Annotated in this window: 17 protein-coding genes and 1 tRNA gene; 4 read left to right on the plus strand and 14 right to left on the minus strand. The window is 66.6% G+C overall.

The window, feature by feature from the left end; translation table 11 throughout:
• Positions 1-17: 17 nt before the first annotated feature.
• Entirely contained in the window at positions 18-2,237 is a 2,220-nt protein-coding gene (psaB, locus tag I1E95_RS10390) for a photosystem I core protein PsaB (protein ID WP_197162092.1), read from the plus strand.
• Between the two features lie 70 nt (positions 2,238-2,307).
• Here psaB and I1E95_RS10395 read toward each other — a convergent pair whose 3' ends face one another.
• From I1E95_RS10395 to I1E95_RS10405, 3 genes are all read right to left on the minus strand, one after another.
• Positions 2,308-5,442 carry an efflux RND transporter permease subunit gene (locus tag I1E95_RS10395; protein ID WP_197162093.1) on the minus strand — a complete coding sequence of 1,045 codons (3,135 nt, stop codon included), beginning with the start codon at positions 5,440-5,442 and terminating at the stop codon, positions 2,308-2,310.
• Between the two features lie 175 nt (positions 5,443-5,617).
• Complete coding sequence (locus I1E95_RS10400; protein ID WP_197162094.1) at positions 5,618-6,109, minus strand: photosystem I reaction center subunit XI; 492 nt, start codon at positions 6,107-6,109, stop codon at positions 5,618-5,620.
• Positions 6,110-6,155: 46 nt separating this feature from the next.
• Complete coding sequence (locus I1E95_RS10405) at positions 6,156-6,272, minus strand: photosystem I reaction center subunit VIII (protein ID WP_197162095.1); 117 nt, start codon at positions 6,270-6,272, stop codon at positions 6,156-6,158.
• 92 nt (positions 6,273-6,364) lie between these two features.
• Between I1E95_RS10405 and I1E95_RS10410 the strand changes: the two genes are divergently transcribed.
• A complete protein-coding gene (locus tag I1E95_RS10410) occupies positions 6,365-6,856 on the plus strand; it encodes a HEAT repeat domain-containing protein (protein WP_197162096.1) in 492 nt (163 codons plus the stop codon).
• Here the strand turns inward: I1E95_RS10410 and I1E95_RS10415 are convergent.
• Both I1E95_RS10415 and I1E95_RS10420 read right to left on the minus strand, forming a co-directional pair.
• Positions 6,814-7,785, minus strand: a complete 972-nt coding sequence (locus I1E95_RS10415; RefSeq protein WP_197162097.1) for a glycosyltransferase family 2 protein — start codon at positions 7,783-7,785, stop codon at positions 6,814-6,816. The genes I1E95_RS10410 and I1E95_RS10415 overlap by 43 nt on opposite strands.
• A 43-nt stretch (positions 7,786-7,828) precedes the next feature.
• On the minus strand, positions 7,829-8,560 hold the full coding sequence (locus I1E95_RS10420) for a C40 family peptidase (RefSeq protein ID WP_197162099.1): 732 nt from the start codon (positions 8,558-8,560) through the stop codon (positions 7,829-7,831).
• A gap of 17 nt (positions 8,561-8,577) precedes the next feature.
• On the opposite strand from I1E95_RS10420, the gene I1E95_RS10425 reads away from it, so the two are divergent.
• A complete protein-coding gene (locus I1E95_RS10425) occupies positions 8,578-9,510 on the plus strand; it encodes a serine hydrolase (protein ID WP_197162101.1) in 933 nt (310 codons plus the stop codon).
• A 70-nt stretch (positions 9,511-9,580) separates the two neighbouring features.
• Here I1E95_RS10425 and I1E95_RS10430 read toward each other — a convergent pair.
• Together I1E95_RS10430 and alr are read right to left on the minus strand one after the other, a co-directional pair.
• Positions 9,581-9,669, minus strand: a tRNA-Ser gene (locus I1E95_RS10430).
• Between the two features lie 19 nt (positions 9,670-9,688).
• A complete protein-coding gene (alr, locus tag I1E95_RS10435) occupies positions 9,689-10,900 on the minus strand; it encodes an alanine racemase (protein ID WP_197167398.1) in 1,212 nt (403 codons plus the stop codon).
• A gap of 136 nt (positions 10,901-11,036) precedes the next feature.
• On the opposite strand from alr, the gene I1E95_RS10440 reads away from it, so the two are divergent.
• Positions 11,037-11,534: an HNH endonuclease gene (locus tag I1E95_RS10440; protein ID WP_197162103.1), complete on the plus strand. Its 498-nt coding sequence runs from the start codon at positions 11,037-11,039 to the stop codon at positions 11,532-11,534.
• A 30-nt stretch (positions 11,535-11,564) separates the two neighbouring features.
• On the opposite strand, the gene prfA is transcribed toward I1E95_RS10440, so the two are convergent.
• The 7 genes from prfA to I1E95_RS10475 all read right to left on the minus strand — a co-directional run bounded on the left by prfA (position 11,565) and on the right by I1E95_RS10475 (position 16,322).
• On the minus strand, positions 11,565-12,668 hold the full coding sequence (gene prfA / locus I1E95_RS10445) for a peptide chain release factor 1 (protein WP_197162105.1): 1,104 nt from the start codon (positions 12,666-12,668) through the stop codon (positions 11,565-11,567).
• A 72-nt stretch (positions 12,669-12,740) separates the two neighbouring features.
• Positions 12,741-13,013, minus strand: a complete 273-nt coding sequence (rpmE, locus tag I1E95_RS10450) for a 50S ribosomal protein L31 (protein WP_197162107.1) — start codon at positions 13,011-13,013, stop codon at positions 12,741-12,743.
• Positions 13,014-13,045: 32 nt separating this feature from the next.
• On the minus strand, positions 13,046-13,453 hold the full coding sequence (gene rpsI / locus I1E95_RS10455) for a 30S ribosomal protein S9 (RefSeq protein ID WP_197162109.1): 408 nt from the start codon (positions 13,451-13,453) through the stop codon (positions 13,046-13,048).
• Positions 13,450-13,902, minus strand: a complete 453-nt coding sequence (gene rplM, locus I1E95_RS10460; RefSeq protein ID WP_197162111.1) for a 50S ribosomal protein L13 — start codon at positions 13,900-13,902, stop codon at positions 13,450-13,452. The genes rpsI and rplM overlap by 4 nt, the downstream gene beginning before the upstream one ends.
• 193 nt (positions 13,903-14,095) lie before the next feature.
• Positions 14,096-14,992, minus strand: a complete 897-nt coding sequence (truA, locus tag I1E95_RS10465) for a tRNA pseudouridine(38-40) synthase TruA (RefSeq protein ID WP_231594983.1) — start codon at positions 14,990-14,992, stop codon at positions 14,096-14,098.
• Positions 14,989-15,339, minus strand: a complete 351-nt coding sequence (gene rplQ / locus I1E95_RS10470; RefSeq protein WP_006173332.1) for a 50S ribosomal protein L17 — start codon at positions 15,337-15,339, stop codon at positions 14,989-14,991. Before rplQ ends, truA begins: the two co-directional genes overlap by 4 nt.
• A gap of 44 nt (positions 15,340-15,383) precedes the next feature.
• Positions 15,384-16,322: a DNA-directed RNA polymerase subunit alpha gene (locus I1E95_RS10475; protein ID WP_197162113.1), complete on the minus strand. Its 939-nt coding sequence runs from the start codon at positions 16,320-16,322 to the stop codon at positions 15,384-15,386.
• Positions 16,323-16,332 lie beyond the last annotated feature (10 nt).

The raw sequence follows: 16,332 nt of genomic DNA on the forward strand, positions 1-16,332 counted from the left end.
ACACCTGACCTTTCCCAATGGCAACGAAATTTCCTTCGTTCAGCCAGGGTCTGGCACAGGACCCGACAACCCGCCGTATCTGGTACGGCATCGCCACGGCTCACGACTTCGAGAGCCACGACGGAATGACGGAGGAGAAGCTTTACCAAAAGCTCTTCTCCACTCACTTCGGTCATCTGGCGATCATCGGCCTCTGGGTTTCGGGCAACCTGTTCCATATCGCCTGGCAGGGCAACTTCGAACAGTGGGTCGCCGATCCACTGCACGTCCGTCCCATCGCTCACGCGATCTGGGATCCGCACTTCGGCCAGGGGGCCATCACCGCCTTCACCCAGGCGGGAGCCACCTCCCCGGTCAACATTGCGTATTCCGGTCTGTACCACTGGTGGTACACCATCGGCATGAAGACCAACGCCGAGCTGTATCAGGGTTCCATCTTCATGATGATCCTGTCGGCCTGGGCGCTGTTCGCCGGTTGGCTCCACCTTCAGCCCAGGTTCCGGCCTTCCCTGGCCTGGTTCAAGAACGCTGAATCACGCCTCAACCACCACCTCGCCGTTCTCTTCGGCTTCAGCTCCATCGCCTGGACCGGTCACCTGGTTCACGTGGCCATTCCTGAAGCCCGCGGTCAGCACGTCGGTTGGGACAACTTCCTGAATGTGCTGCCTCACCCGGCCGGTCTGGCTCCGTTCTTCACCGGCAACTGGGGCGTCTACGCCGAGAATCCCGACACCCTCAACCAGGTGTTCGGCACCTCCGAGGGCTCAGGCACGGCGATCCTCACCTTCCTGGGCGGCTTCCACCCCCAGACCGAGGCGCTCTGGCTGACCGACATCGCCCACCACCACCTGGCGATCGGCGTGATCTTCGTGATCGCCGGTCACATGTACCGGACGAATTTCGGGATCGGTCACTCGATCCGCGAAATCCTTGAGGCCCACAATCCCCCCAAGGGCACCCCGTTCGGCGGTGCACTCGGTGCAGGACACAAGGGTCTCTATGACACCGTCAACAACTCCCTGCACTTCCAGCTGGGCCTGGCCCTGGCCAGCCTCGGGGTGATCACGAGTCTGGTGGCGCAGCACATGTACGCCTTGCCGTCCTATGCCTTCATCGCGAAGGACTACACGACACAGGCTGCTCTGTACACCCACCACCAGTACATCGCCATCTTCCTGATGTGCGGTGCCTTCGCCCACGGTGCGATCTTCTTCATCCGTGACTACGACCCCGAAGCCAACAAGGACAATGTCCTGGCCCGGATGCTCGAGCACAAGGAAGCGATCATCAGCCACCTGAGCTGGGTCTCCCTGTTCCTCGGTTTCCACACCCTTGGTCTCTACGTCCACAACGATGTGGTCGTTGCCTTCGGTACTCCCGAGAAGCAGATCCTGGTGGAGCCGGTCTTCGCCCAGTTCGTGCAGGCCGCGAGCGGCAAGGCCATCTACGGCTTCGACGTTCTGCTCTCCAACCCGGCCAGTGCCGCCAGCCTGGCTTCGGCCAACATCCCTGGCGATCACTTCTGGTTGGATGCCATCAACGGCAGCACGGATGTGTTCCTGCAGATCGGCCCTGGTGACTTCCTGGTCCACCACGCCATCGCCCTTGGACTGCACACCACCACCTTGATCCTGGTGAAGGGTGCCCTGGATGCCCGGGGTTCCAAGCTGATGCCCGACAAAAAGGACTTCGGCTATTCCTTCCCCTGCGACGGCCCCGGCCGTGGTGGCACCTGCGACATCTCAGCCTGGGACGCCTTCTACCTGTCGGTCTTCTGGGCCCTGAACACCGTGGGTTGGGTCACCTTCTACTGGCACTGGAAGCACCTCGCCATCTGGCAGGGCAACGTGGCTCAGTTCAACGAATCCAGCACCTACCTGATGGGCTGGTTCCGTGACTACCTCTGGCTGAACAGCTCCCAGCTGATCAACGGGTACAACCCGTTCGGCTCGAACAACCTGGCCGTCTGGGCCTGGATGTTCCTCTTCGGTCACCTAGTGTGGGCCACCGGTTTCATGTTCCTCATCTCCTGGCGCGGTTACTGGCAGGAGCTGATTGAAACCATCGTCTGGGCACACCAGCGCACCCCGCTCGCCAACCTGGTTGGCTGGCGCGACAAGCCCGTGGCGCTCTCGATCGTGCAGGCCCGTGTGGTTGGTCTGGCTCACTTCACCGTGGGCTACATCCTCACCTACGGCGCTTTCCTGATCGCTTCCACCTCAGGCAAATTCGGCTGATCCCAGCGATCAACCACCCCGAGGGACGCACCTCAAACAACCAGCCCCCGGAGCTTCTCCGGGGGTTTTTTCATGGCTCCTTAGTCCTGGGCCACCAGCGGCGTCCCTCCAGCAATTTCACCTCCAGGTACACCACCGGCACGACGAACAGCGTCAGGCCGGTGGACACCAGCAGCCCGAAGAACACAACCGTGCCGATGCTGATGCGGCTGGCGGCACCAGCCCCGGTGGCCAGCAGCAGGGGCAGGAATCCGGCGAGCGAAGAGAGCGCCGTGAGCAGAATCGGGCGCAGGCGGCTGATGGCCGCTTCTTCCACCGCCTCGCGTAGGCCCTGGCCTTCCTTCAGGCGCTGGTTGGCGAACTCAACGATGAGGATGCCGTTCTTGGCGGCCAGGCTCACCAGCACGAGCATGCCCACCTGGGCATAGATGTCCAGGAAGAGCCCTCGGCCAGCCAGGCCAAGCAGGGCGCCGAGCAGGGCCAGGGGCACCGTGATCAGGATGATCAGTGGGTCGAGAAAACTCTCGTAGAGCCCGGCCAGCACCAGGAACACCACGGCCATCCCCAGGGCGAACAGTTGCCAGGTGCGTCCTCCCGCCTGGCGTTCCTCCTTGGCGAGCCCAACCCACTCCAGGGCGATCACGGGATTGGCCAGCTCTTGCTTCACCTGCTCCAGCGTCTGGATCGCCTGACCTGTGCTCAGACCTGCCTTGGGCAGAGCCTGCACGGTGATCGATCGTGCCAGCCGGCTGTGGTTGATGACCGTCGGGCCACTGTCCTGCTGCAGCGACACCAGTTCACGCAGGGGAACCAGGTTCCCTTCCCGGCTGCGCACCTCAAGGGCCAGCACGTCCTCGGCCGTGCGGCGGAAGGCCCCATCCAGTTGCACGATCACCCGCCTGACCCGCTCGCCTTCGAAGGTGTCGTTGACGTAGCTGCTGCCGAAACTGGCACCCAGGGTCTTCACCACCGTGTCGAGGTCCACACCCAGCGACGCCATGCGCAGCCGATCGGGCTGCAGGCGCAGTTGCGGTGAATCGGCACTGAAACGTGTCCCCACCCGCTGGAAGTCGCCCGTGGCGTTGGCGGCGGCGATGAACTCGCGGGTGATCTGCTCGAATTCGCTCAGACTGAGACGCCCGCCGCTGAGATCCAGCAGTTCCAGTTCCAGTCCCCCCTCACTGCTGAAGCCCCTCACCACCGGTGGGACGCTCACCAGCACCGTTGCATCGCTGATGGAACTGCGCAGTCGTTTGGAGAGCCGCTCGGCCACCGCTTCACTGCTGTCTTCGGCCCGGGAGCCACGCTCCTGCAGCGGCTTCAGGCGCAGAAAGAAGATCCCCCGGTTCGGTGCACTGTCGCCGAAGGAGCGGCCTGAGTAGAAGTTGCCGACCCGTACCAGAGGCTCGCTGGTCACCAGCTGTCGCACCTGCTCCATGACGGCTTCGGTGCGTTGGATCGATGCCCCGCCAGGCAGGACCACCACTCCGCGGATCTGACTGTCGTCTTCCTGGGGAATGAAAGCCGTCGGCAGTTGCCCCAGTCCCCAGCCCGCCAGGATCAGGCCGCCCAGCAGCCCGAGCAGGATGCGGCGCCGCCAGCGAAAACTGCGATCCAGGGCCCGGCCGTAGTGCTCTCCGAGCCGATGGATCCAGCGTTGGGGCCGATCCAGCAGTCGGCGCAGCCAGTGAGGTTCCTTCCAGCCGTGCTGCAGCAGCCAGCTGGAAGCCACAGGCGTGAAGGTGAGGGCATTGATGGTGGAGAAGAGGATCGTGGCGCTGATCGTGATCGCGATCGGCTGGTAGAGCCGGCCCACGCTGCCGGGCATCGCCAGCACCGGCAGGAAGACCACCACCAGCACCAGCGAAGTGGCGATCACCGCACTGCCCAGCTCCTGCATGGCGTTATGAGCAGCCCGCCAGGGTGGTTCCCCCAGCTCGAGCCGGCGGCCGATGTCTTCGCTGACCACGATCGCGTCATCCACCACCAGGCCTGTGGCCAGCACCATGCCGAAGAGGCTGAGGGTGTTGATCGAACTGTCCGTCAGCCGCAGGATCGTGAAGCTTCCCACCAGGGCCACGGGCACGGCCACGGCGGTGATGGCCGCCAGGCGGCTGTTCCCCAGCGCCAGCAACAGCACCAGCAGCACCAGCAGCACGGCGTCGCGCAGGCTGCCCCAGGTGAGCTGGATGCTCTCGCGCACACTGTCGGCCACATCGACGATGCGCTCCAGTTCCACACCCACCGGGAAGTCGGGCTCCAGCCGGCTCAGTGCTGCGTTGACGGCATTGCTCACCTCCAGGGCATTGCTGCCGTCACGCTGGAAGATCAGCACGGCCAGGGTGGGTTGTCCTGCCAGGTTCATGGCGGTGCTCTCGAAACTCTCCTCATCGAGCACGACCCGCCCCACGTCCCTGAGCTGCACCACCCCGCCGTTGCTGGCCCGGCTCACCACCAGACCCTCCAGTTCGCCGGGGGTGCGCAGCCGACCCTCCATCTCGAGGGGCAGGGTGATCTCCTGGCCGGCTGGGCTGGGGGCATCGCCCACCTGGCCCAGGGCGGCGAGGACGTTCTGCTCCTCCAATGCGTCTTCGATGTCGGTGATGGTGAGGTTGCGCTGCTCCAGGGCCACCGGATCCAGCCAGACCCTGAATGCCAGTTCACTGCCGCCGGCGACGGCCACGTTGCCGACTCCAGGCACCCGCTGAAGTTCATCCCTGAGCCGCTGGTCCAGCCAGCCGCTCAGGAAGGCGTCGCTATACATGCCCTTCGGAGTGCTGAAGCTGATCACCATCAGCAGGTCGTCGGAGCTGCGGCGCACCTGCACCCCCAGACGGGCCACCTCGGGTGGCAGCCGCCGGTTCACCAGAACGGCTTCGTTCTGGGCATTGATCTGGTTGAGCTCGGGATTGCCCCCTTCGAAGGTGAGGGTGATCGAGCTGCCATTGGCGGAACTGGTGGAGCGGATGCTCTCCAGCCGATCCAACCCGTTCAGCTGCCGCTCCAGTGGAGTGGTCACCCCCTGCTCCACCGCCAGGGCTCCGCCACCGGGATAGGTGGCGCGAACGTTCACCCGCACGGGTGCGATCGGGGGAAGGTTTTCCACCTGCAGGCCCGGCAGGCTGAGCAGGCCGGCCATCACGATCAGCAGGCTCACCACCAGGGTGAGCACCGGTCGGCGAAGGAAAGGATCAGAGACCGACATCGAACCGTCAGCTCGGGGCACGCCCGAGGAGTCTGCCCGCCCTGGCAGGGGCGCTGGAGGTTCCTGGCTCGATCAGAGGGCATTCCGCCCAAAAAAAGCCCCGCTGCAGCGGGGCCTGGCGAACCTGTCGGGTTCGATTTGCGGGTTGTGGGGTGAGGGTGTTACAGAGTGCGCCTCAGCCGACACTCCAGACGCCACCGGCGAGGTCGACCAGGGGGGAGACCAGGGCGGTGCCGGCCAGGAACCAGGCGAAGGCGGCGCCACCGCAGCCACCCAGCCAGAACCCGCTGGCGAACTCGGCCCATCCGGCCTTGGTGAAGAGATCGGCGGGGGGGGTGTCGATCGTGACGTCGGGCGGTTGCACGTTCGGGCCGTTGCCCGCGGTGCCGTAGATCGACAGGCAGACGGTGAGGATCGACACCAGGCCGATGGTGGCCAGCAGGCCAGCGGTGGTGGCGTACTCCGTGAGCCGGAGGGGGCCGGTGATGGCGAAGGGTCCGTAGAGGAAGAACCCGTGGGCCATTCCCACTTCCAGGCCGCGGCGGTTGGGGGAGAGTGCCGGTCGGTAGGCGGGCAGGGCGTTCAGGAACGCCTTCGTGAAGTAACTGCTGTTGACGGGGGTGGCCAGATTGCCGACGGTGGGGTCGGCCACGGGATGCACGGTCATGGACGGGCTCGTGGGGGGGACGGAAGGCAGAAAGCGGGCGAGGCGCTCAGTCGCGCGCTTCGATCACGTTGAACAGCAGGGCCATGGCCACGGCAGGGCCGAGGATCCCCACCAGGGGCACGAACATCGACGGCAGCCAGGCGGCGGCGAATTCTCCAGTCATGGCGCGGGCCAATACAGCAACCGCCGGTACTGTAAAGATCACTGCAGGGCAGGCTTTGTCGGCCTGCAGTTGCGACATAAAAGTTCAATCCGATGCAGCAGGCCCTTCCCGCCGCCGCGGCTCTCCTGCTGGTGTTCTGGCTCCTTCGCCGCCGCACAAGTTCCCTGTCATGCCGTGATGACGGCCGTGCCGTCGCCGCCGTCAGCCGCGCCCGGCTCGAGCGGCTGGGCGAACCGGCCGTTCCAGCCCTTCCTTCGACAGCCGTGGCCCCGCAGGCCCCGGCCTTGTCCTGGCCGGCCGCCCAAGAGTCCGGTGCACCCCTGGATCCGTACCGCCGGCGGCAGCTGCTCGCCGAGCTTCGGACCGCCGCTGCGGGCAGCCCAGGCGAGCGCCTGGCGGCCCTGGCCGCCTGCCTGGCCTGGGGTGATCGGGCCTGCCTGCCCCTGCTCAGGAGGGCTCGCTTCGATCCCGACCCCCGCGTGGCGGTCCTGGCTGCCGAAGCGATCGCGGCGTTCCGCGGGAGGCCGGCGGCGGCGGCGCCTCAGCCCGCCAGGCTGCCGCGCAACGTGGCCCGTACCCGATAGATCGGGCGACCCTGGCTTTCGTGATACGTGCGCATCTGCAGCTCCGCCAGCAGCCCGAAGCAGAACAGCTGGATGCCGGCCACGATCGCCAGCACCGCCACCATCAACAGGGGACGGGCACCCACATCGGCGTTGAAGAGAATCTTCTCGCCGAGCAGCATCAGACCCAGCACCAGGCCGATCGCCAGGCAGGCCAGGCCACCGAAGCCGAACACATGCATCGGCCTGGTGAGGAAGCGTTTCATGAACCAGACCGTCAGCAGGTCCATCAGCACCCGGAAGGTGCGATCGATGCCGTACTTGCTCTCGCCGAAACGCCGGGCGTGGTGATTCACCTTCACCTCCGTGATTCGCGCCCCCTCGATGAAGGCCAGGGCTGGCAGGAAACGGTGCAGTTCGCCGTAGAGGTTCATGTCCGCCACCACTTCCCGGCGGTAGGCCTTGAGGGAGCAGCCGTAATCGTGCAGGCGCACCCCCGTGACCCGGGCGATCAGGCGGTTGGCGATCCTGGAGGGGAGCAGGCGCTGCAGCGCCGCATCCTGCCGCTGGTGACGCCAGCCGCTGACCAGGTCGTAACCCTGCTCAAGCCGGTCCAGCAGCAGGGGGATGTCGGCTGGATCGTTCTGCAGGTCGCCATCGAGGGTGATGATCACGTCCCCGTGACTGGCATCGAAGCCGGCGGCCATCGCCGCAGTCTGGCCGTAGTTCCGCCGCAGCAGCACCGCCACCAGTTCTGGAGTCGCCGCGGCGAGTTCCTCCAGCCTTGCCGCGGTCCCGTCGCTGGAGCCGTCATCGACCAGCACCAGCTCGAAGCGGCGGCCCAGGGGCCTGAGGCTGGCAAGCAGCTGCTCCACCAGCGGGCCGAGGCTTTCCTCCTCGTTGAACAGGGGAATCACGACCGAGAGCTCGGGGCCGTGCGTCGCGGTCATGACGGCGGGGCTGTATCGGAGTGCAACCTACGGGAGCCCGGGGTCAGGGCAGGGTGGTGCCGTCATGGCTGCGCATCACCCGCCCGGCTCCGCGCAGTTCGCTGCGGTAGTGACATGACACGGGATGGTCGGACTCGGGGCTCAGCTGGTCGATGCCGAGGCCATCACGGCCATGGTCCTTGCCGGAGCTGTGCAGGTAGCGCCCGCCGCCCAGGTAGAGCCCCACATGGCTGCAGCGCTGGGGGCGGCCGAAGAAGATCAGATCCCCGGGTCGCAGCAGAGCGAACACCCCCGGGCGCACAGCCACCGGCTGACAGAAGCGCTCCTGCTGGTAGGCGTCCCGGGGGATCCAGATCCCAGCGCTGGCGAAGGCGCTCTGGACGAAGCCCGAGCAATCGAAGTCGGGGCCGAGCGTGCCGCCCCAGAGGTAATGGTTGGGCTGCTGCCGGGCTCTCTCGGCGAAGGCCAGCACGTCCGGCAGGCTGGCGGTGATGCGGCTCGGCCCCAGGGGGCGCGGCCGGCTGGGCTGGCCGGGGATGGCCCGCTCCAGCAGGTCGCTGATCTCGATCCAGCAGCGGTAGCCATCCTCCAGCAGCCGGGCCCGCAGCCGGGTCCCCTCGACAGGGCCGAGCAACTGCAAGGCGCGGCCGCGGCGGGCCTGGGTGGCCAGCCCCGGGCCCGTGGAGCGGGCGTGGCCGTCGATGTCGGCGCTCAGCCGCCAGCAGCGGCCCGCCTGCAACGCATCGGCGTACACCCCGGTTCCTACGCTCTCCATGGCAGATGGCGGTACCGATGGCGTTCTACAGCCCCGATGCGGCGATGGGAGCGATCCTCGAAGACCACCTCCAGGCCCTGGAGTTCCAGGGCCGTCCCGGTCTCACCTCCCAGATCTCGATCACCTGGTTGCGCTATCCGGGCAGCCTGATCGGTGCGGCTGAGGCTGGGGAGTCGTCGAGGCCCTGGCTGGGGTCCGTGGTGGGGGCCGCCTGGGCCGGCTCCAGGCCCCGCTATCCGGCCAGCGTGGTCAAGCTCTTCTATCTGGCGGCCACCGAAGCCTGGCTCCAGCGCCAGTTGCTCGAAGAGGGCGTCGAGCTGCGCCGGGCCATGGCGGACATGATCCGCGACTCCAGCAATGACGCCACCGCCGTCCTGGTGGACTGGCTGACGGGCACCACCAGCGGTCCCGATCTGCCGGAGCGACCGCTGCGGGCCTGGATCGAGGGCCGCCAACTGGTGAACCGGTGGTATGCCGCCCTGGGCTGGAGCGAGTTCGAGGGCTGCAACGTCTGCCAGAAAACCTGGGGGGACGGTCCCTACGGACGGGAGCGTCAGTTCTACGGACCGGCCCTGGAGAACCGCAACCGGCTCAGCACGGATGCCACCGCCCGGCTCTTGCACATGATCATGGCGGGGGCTCTGGTGTCCCCCCCCGCCTGCGCCCGGATGCGGGAGCTCCTGAGCCGCTCCCTCGATCCCGGGCTGCGGGCTGCGGATCCGGAGAACCAGGTGGATGGTTTCATCGGGGGCGGCCTGCCCGCCGCTGCCCGGCTGTGGAGCAAGGCCGGCTGGATGAGCCAGGCCCGCCATGACGCGGCCTATGTGGAGATCGAGGGCCGCTCGCCTTTCCTGCTGGTGATCTTCAGCGAAGGGGCCGAGCGAGCCGCCGATGATCAGCTCCTGCCTGAGCTGAGCCGGCTGCTCAGCGAGGCCAGTTCCCAGAGCTGAACCCCCGTGGGCTGGATGCCTGGGCGGGCCGAAATCCGCGGCCCAGGCTGCTGGCTGAAGATTGTTGGAACGGAGAGGGAGGGATTCGAACCCTCGACAGAAGTTGCCTCCTGTAACTCCTTAGCAGGGAGCCGCTTTCAACCACTCAGCCACCTCTCCAGGGGGCCGCAAGAGCTTATCAGCGATCGCGCGCGCCTTCGCCAAGGCGGAGACGGAGCAGGCGGTGCTTGAAGCCGCAGAGAATTTCCCAGGGGATGGTGCCACTGGCCTGGGCCCAGTCCTGGGGGGTGATGCGCTCGCCGCCGTCGTCGCCCAGCAGGGTGACCACCGAGCCCACCTCCAGCTGGGGAGCCTCGGTGGCATCGATCAGCAGCTGATCCATGGTGATCGCCCCCACCTGGGACAGCCGGCGCCCGGCGAAGAGCACCTCCAGTTGGTTGCTGAGCAGCCTGGGCACCCCATCGGCGTAGCCGATCGTGACTACCGCCAGCCGACTCGGACGCCGGGTGGTGTAGCGGTGGCCATAGCTCACCCCCACCCCGGCCGGCACCTCGCGGATCAGGCACACCCTTGCCCGCACGCTCATCGCGGGCTGCAGCGGCACCGCGTGGCTCAGGTGCTCGGCGGGGGCATGGCCGTAGAGCGCCAGGCCCACACGCACCAGGTCGTAGTGGAGCCGGCGGCAGCGCAGGGTGCCGGCGGAATTGGCCAGATGGCGCACCCCGGTGGCCAGTCCCAGCTCACCGGCGCCGCGCAGCACGCTCTCGAAGCGCTGCTGCTGGAGGGCGGTCAGACCGCCCCCTCCCGGGTCGAGGGCATCGGCATCGGCCAGGTGGGAGTAGACCCCCGCCAGCCGCACCGCATCCAGCCCCAGCAGGGCCTGCAGCAGCCTCACCCCATCGCCCCAGTCGACCCCGAGTCGGCCCATGCCGGTGTCGAGCTTGAGGTGCAGGGCCATGGAGCGGCCGCTGCCACTGGCCAGGTTCTGGCAGAGCAGGGCCTCGCGCATGCCGCTGATGGTGGGCATGAGCTCCCACTCCAGGCAGCTGCGCAGTTCCTCGGGGTGGATCAGATTCCCCATCACCAGCACCGGTGCCTCCAGGCCCGCCTGGCGCAACTCGATGCCTTCCTGCAGGGTGGCCACCCCCAGGGACGTGGCACCACCGGCCAGGGTCGCGCGAGCCACCGGGGCGGCGCCATGGCCGTAGCCATCAGCTTTGACGACAGCCATCAGCGATGAGCCCGGAGCCAGCCACCGGCCCAGGGCTCTGGCGTTGTGCTCGATGGCTGTCTCATCGACCTCCACCCAGGCCCTCTGCCGCGGATGCAGCCCGGGTCCGACGAACCGCTGGGGATCCTCAACTGGCAGTCGTTGGCTGGGCTGGAGCATCGTGGCCATCTCAGTCGGGCATCCCAGCAGAGTCAATCTGATGTGAACCGTCAGTCCAATCTCATGCCTGATGGATCAGACCCACTAGCATGGCGGCCATCTGGGGATCTGGCACCCCTTCCGTGGACCATGCGCCGTGAGCCAGGTTCTGGTCCTGAATGCGTCCTATGAGCCTCTGAACATCACCAGCTGGCGTCGGGCCACGGTGATGCTGCTCAAAGGCAAAGCCGAAGGTCTTGAGCACGACCCGAAGCATCCCATCCGTGGCGAGATGCTGCTGCCATCGGTGATCCGTCTGCGCCAGTTCGTGCGGGTGCCCTTCAAGCAACTGCCGCTGACCCGCCGCAATGTCTTCCAGCGTGACGGCCACAGCTGTCAGTACTGCGGCTACCAGGGTGAGCAGCTCTCCATCGACCACGTGATTCCCCGCAGCCGTGGCGGGACGGACACCTGGGAGAATGTCACCACAGCCTGCCTGCGCTGCAATGTGCGCAAGGGGAGCCGGACCCCCCGTGAAGCGGCCATGCCGCTGGCCCGGGTGCCGCGGAGGCCGGTGAGCACGCTCTACTTCGAGGCCACCCGCCACATCCGCTCAGGCCGCCAGGAGTGGGCCAAATACGTGATCGGGGCCTGAGACAGGTCCTCGGGGGTCTTGGAGCGGGCCTCAGTCCGTGCCTGCGCCTTCTGCCACCAGCTGTTCCAGACGGGTCTTCTGCTCCGCTGCCACACAGGCGCCGATCACCTCGTTCAGCTGGCCCTGGAGCACCGGTTCCAGGGCGAAGTTGCGCCCCAGCCGGTGGTCGGTGACCCGGTTGTCCTTGGCGTTGTAGGTGCGGATCTTTTCGCTGCGCTCGCCGCTGCCCACCTGGGCTCGGCGGGCAGAACTCTCAGCGGCGGCGGCCTCTGCCAGCTCCCGCTCCAGCAGCTTGGCCCTCAGGATCTCCAGTGCCCGTTCACGGTTCTGGAGCTGCGATCGCTCCTGGGTGCAGAACACGCGGATGCCCGTCGGCTTGTGCAGCAGATCCACGGCCGTCTCCACCTTGTTGACGTTCTGGCCGCCCGCGCCTCCGGAGCGGGCGGTGCTGATGTCGAGATCGGCAGGATCGAGCTGGACTTCCACCGGATCCGCCTCGGGCATCACCGCCACGGTCGCCGTGGAGGTGTGCACCCGCCCCTGGGACTCCGTGGCGGGCACCCGCTGGACCCGGTGCACCCCCGCCTCGTACTTGAGCTGGCTGTAGACGCCGTCGCCGCGGATGGCCAGGATCAGCTCCTTGAAACCGCCCAGGTCGGATTCCGAGGCACTCAGAGGCTGCACGCTCCAACCCATGGTCTGTGCGAACCGCTCGTACATCCTGGCCAGATCGCCCGCCCACAGAGCCGCTTCATCACCCCCGGTGCCGGCGCGGATCTCCAGCATCACGCTGCGCTCATCGCGGGGATCACTGGGGAGCAGGGCGAGGGTGAGCTGATGCTCGAGCCCGTCGAGCTGGCTTCCCAGCTCCCTGAGTTCCTCCTGAATCAGGGCCTCCATCTCGGGCTCCCCCTTGCTTTGGCGGGCCAGTTGCTGAGCATCCCTCAGTTGCCGCTGCAGGCTCTGCCAGTGACCGAGGCCCGTGGCCAGCGGCTCGAGCCGGGCCCGTTCCTTGGAGAGGCGGCGCAATTCCGAAGGGTCGGCCGCCACGGCGGGGTCGGCCAGCTGACGCTCCAGCGCGTGGAAGGTGCGATCGGCGGCCTCGAGTCGCTCACGCAGCAGGGATGGATCCATGGGGACGGGTGGGCTGACAGCACAAAGCCGGACGCCCACGGGCGTCCGGCCTCCAGAACAAACCTGAAGGGATCAGGCCTGGGCCTCAACCTCGGGTTTGGCCTCTTTGTCCCCGGCCTTGGTGGTGGCGCTGTCGGCGCTGCCCATGCCGTACTTGCGCATGAAGCGGTCCACACGGCCCTCGGTGTCGAGGATTTTCTGGGTACCGGTGTAGAAGGGATGGTTGCCACTCCACACGTCCACGTGCAGCTCGGGCTGGGTGGAGCCGGTGGTCATCACCACCTCTCCGTTGCAGATCACCTTGGCATCGGGATACCAGGTGGGATGGATGTCGGCCTTGGGCATGGCTGGAATGGGCTGAATACGGAAGGGAAGGATCAGCGCTTGGAGAACTGGGGCGCTTTACGGGCTTTCTTCAGGCCGTACTTGCGGCGTTCCTTGGCCCGGGGATCACGGCTGAGGTGCCCTTCGGTCTTGAGCGGCTTGCGGTTGTCAGGCGAGAGCTCACAGAGCGCGCGGGCAGCACCCTGTTTGATGGCATCGGCCTGACCGTTGAGACCACCGCCCTTGACGTTGACCAGCAGGTCGTACTCGGCGGAGAGGCCCAGGGTGTCCAGGGGCGCTTTCACGGCGCTCAGGTAACTGGGGTTGTAGTTGAGGTAGTTGTCGCCGGGGCGGCCGTTGATGGTGATGGATCCCGTGCCTGGGACGACACGCACGCGGGCGACGGCCGTTTTGCGGCGGCCCGTTCCCCAGTAGACGACACGGTTGGAAGCGGTGCTCATTGTGCGGAGGCGGAAGGATCGAGAGCCAGGATCTGGGGCTGCTGAGCGGCGTGGGGGTGCTCGGCGCCCTTGTACACCTTCAGCTTGCGGAACAACTGACGGCCGAGGGCGTTGTGGGGAAGCATGCCCTTGATGGCCTTCTCGACGATCCGCTCGGGCAGGCGAGCCTGCAGGGCCTCGAAGGTTTCGGTTTTCATGCCGCCTGGACGGCCGGAATGACGGCGGTAGATCTTCTGGCTGGCCTTGTTGCCGCTGATGCGGATCTTGTCGGCGTTGATGATGACCACGAAGTCACCGGTGTCCAGGTGCGGCGTGAAGGTGGGCTTGTTCTTGCCACGCAGCACACTGGCCACCTCGCTGGCCAGACGGCCGAGGGTCTGATTCTCAGCGTCCACCAGGAACCACTGGCGGTCGAGGGAATCGAGAGAGGGAACGGAGGTCTTGTTCATCGCACCGGCGGGCCGGATCGGAGTAAGGCACCATCCGGAGGGATGGGGCTGGACATGGGGCGGTACGGCCGCATCGATGGGAAGATCCCAACGGAACGACGCGCAATTCCTGAGCCTAACCTTTGACCCATCGGCCCGTCTCCGGGAGTCCGCTGGATGGATGATCCAGCGGCGAACACGCCATGACGCTGGGTTACAGCGTGGGCGGGCTCAGGGTAGGAAGCTCAGGCGGGTCCTGGCATTCCAGCCAGTGCCGCGGTTGGCCATCATACCAGGCGGACAGCGGGAAGGGAGCTGAGGGATAGCCCACCCTCAGCAGGCAAAGCCCCTGGGCCGGGGCCGCTTCCTTCACCTCCGAGCGGGCCCGCTGCTGCCAGCGCCGCTCGAAGCCGGCGAGGCTCAGCTGGCCTTCACCCACCGCCACCAGCTGACCCATGATCAGGCGCACCATCCCGTAGAGAAATCCGCTCGCCTGGATCTCGGCCACCACCAGGTCGCCATGGCGCTCCAGGCTCACGGCCTGCACCTTGGTGCGGGCGTGGGGGCGGCGGCTGCCGGCCCGCTGGAAGGCACTGAAATCATGGAAGCCCAGTAACCCGCGCAGGGCCGTGGCCATGGCGCGTTCATCGAGGCGCCGTCGGTAGCGGTGCCAGCTCCAGGGGGCGAGAAACAGGTTGGGTCTGCGGCCGTTGTAGAGCGTGTATCGATAGCGGCGGTAGCTGGCGGAGAAGCAGGCGTGCCAGGTGCCGGGAACGGCGGCGGCGGCCCTCACCCTGATCGAGGCCGGGAGGCGGCCGTTGAGGGCCGCTGCCCAGCGCTGGGGGGGAATCGGTCCGCTGGCCTCGAAATGCACCACCTGGCCGGCCGCGTGGACTCCGCTGTCGGTGCGGCCTGCGGCCATGACCTTCAGGGGGCGGTGCGGCTCCAGCGTGGCCAGGGCCCGCTCCAGGGTCTCCTGCACGCTGGGCTGATGGGGCTGGCGTTGCCAGCCACAAAACGAAGAACCCTCGTACTGCAGACAGAGGGCGATCCTCTGGACCGGTCTCTGCCTGCTGGACGAGGGCAAGGTGGTGTCGACGTGGGTCGTCAGACCAGCTCGATGATGGCCATCTCGGCATTGTCACCCCGGCGGGGGACGGTGCGGATGATGCGGGTGTAACCCCCGTTGCGCTCGCCGTAGCGCTCCTGGGCCTTGTCGAACAGCGAGTGCACCAGCTGCTTGTCGAAGATGTAGCCGATGGCGCGACGGCGGGCCGCCAGGCTGCCGTCCTTGGCCAGGGTGATCATCCGCTCGGCCTCATTACGCAGGGCCTTGGCGCGGGTCTTGGTGGTCGTGACGCGGCCCTCGCGGATCAACTGGGTGGTGAGTCCACGCAGGAGAGCCTTGCGTTGGTCGGCGGGTCGTCCGAGCAGAGGGACGCGGCACTGGTGTCGCATGGTTCCGGGAGATGGAAAAAGGGATGGTGAGGAAACGGTGCCGCTCAGGCGGTGGTGCGGCTCTGGGGCAGGGAGATGCCGATGCGCTCCAGGGCTTCGATCACCTCATCGGCTGATTTCGAGCCGAAGTTCTTGATCTCGAGGAGATCTTCGTAACTGAAGCCCATCAGGTCGGAGACTGAATTGACCTGGGCCCTCTTCAGGCAGTTGTAGGCCCGAACAGAGAGATTCAGCTCCTCCAGGGGGATCTGGCTCTCAGCCGAGGGTTCGGGTTCCAGGCCCGGCTCTTCGACCATGGTCAGGCTGGCCAGAGGCTGGAAGAGCTGGATCAGCTGATTCGCGGCCTGGGCCATGGCGTCGTCGGGTGTGATCGAGCCACTGGTGACGATCTCCAGACGCAGGCGTTCACGGGCTGACCCACCTTCGCCCACGGCCGTTTCATCGACGGTGTAGTTCACCCGGCGAACGGGCATGAACACAGCATCGATCTGGAGCAGATCGATGGCGCTGGTGTCTTCGTGATGACGGTCCACCGGCCGATAGCCGACACCCCGCTCCACATGAACCTCAAGCTCCAGGGAGTGTCCTTCAGCCACGGTGGCGATCGGGCGATCGAAATCGATCACCTGGACCTGAGAGGAGAACTGAAGGTCGGCGGCGGTGACGCTGGCAGGACCGTTCACGATCAGCCGGCCGATCTCCAGATCACGGTTACGGCTGTTGACGACGACTTCCTTGCAGTTCAGGAGAATGTCGAGGACGTCTTCGCGCACACCCGGGATGGTGGCGTATTCATGGTTCACGCCGGCGATGCGCACCGCTGTGATGGCACTGCCCTCCATGCCGCCCATCAGCACCCTGCGCAGGGCGTTGCCGAGGGTGATGGCCTGACCGCGGTCCAGAGGCCCGATCACGAACACACCGGTCTGGGAGCGGTCGTCGGCGATGTGATGCTCGACCCGATCGATCTGATACTGATGCACGGCCTGATGG

Origin of the sequence: Synechococcus sp. CBW1107, from assembly GCF_015841355.1 — a bacterium.
GTDB lineage: Bacteria > Cyanobacteriota > Cyanobacteriia > PCC-6307 > Cyanobiaceae > Regnicoccus_A.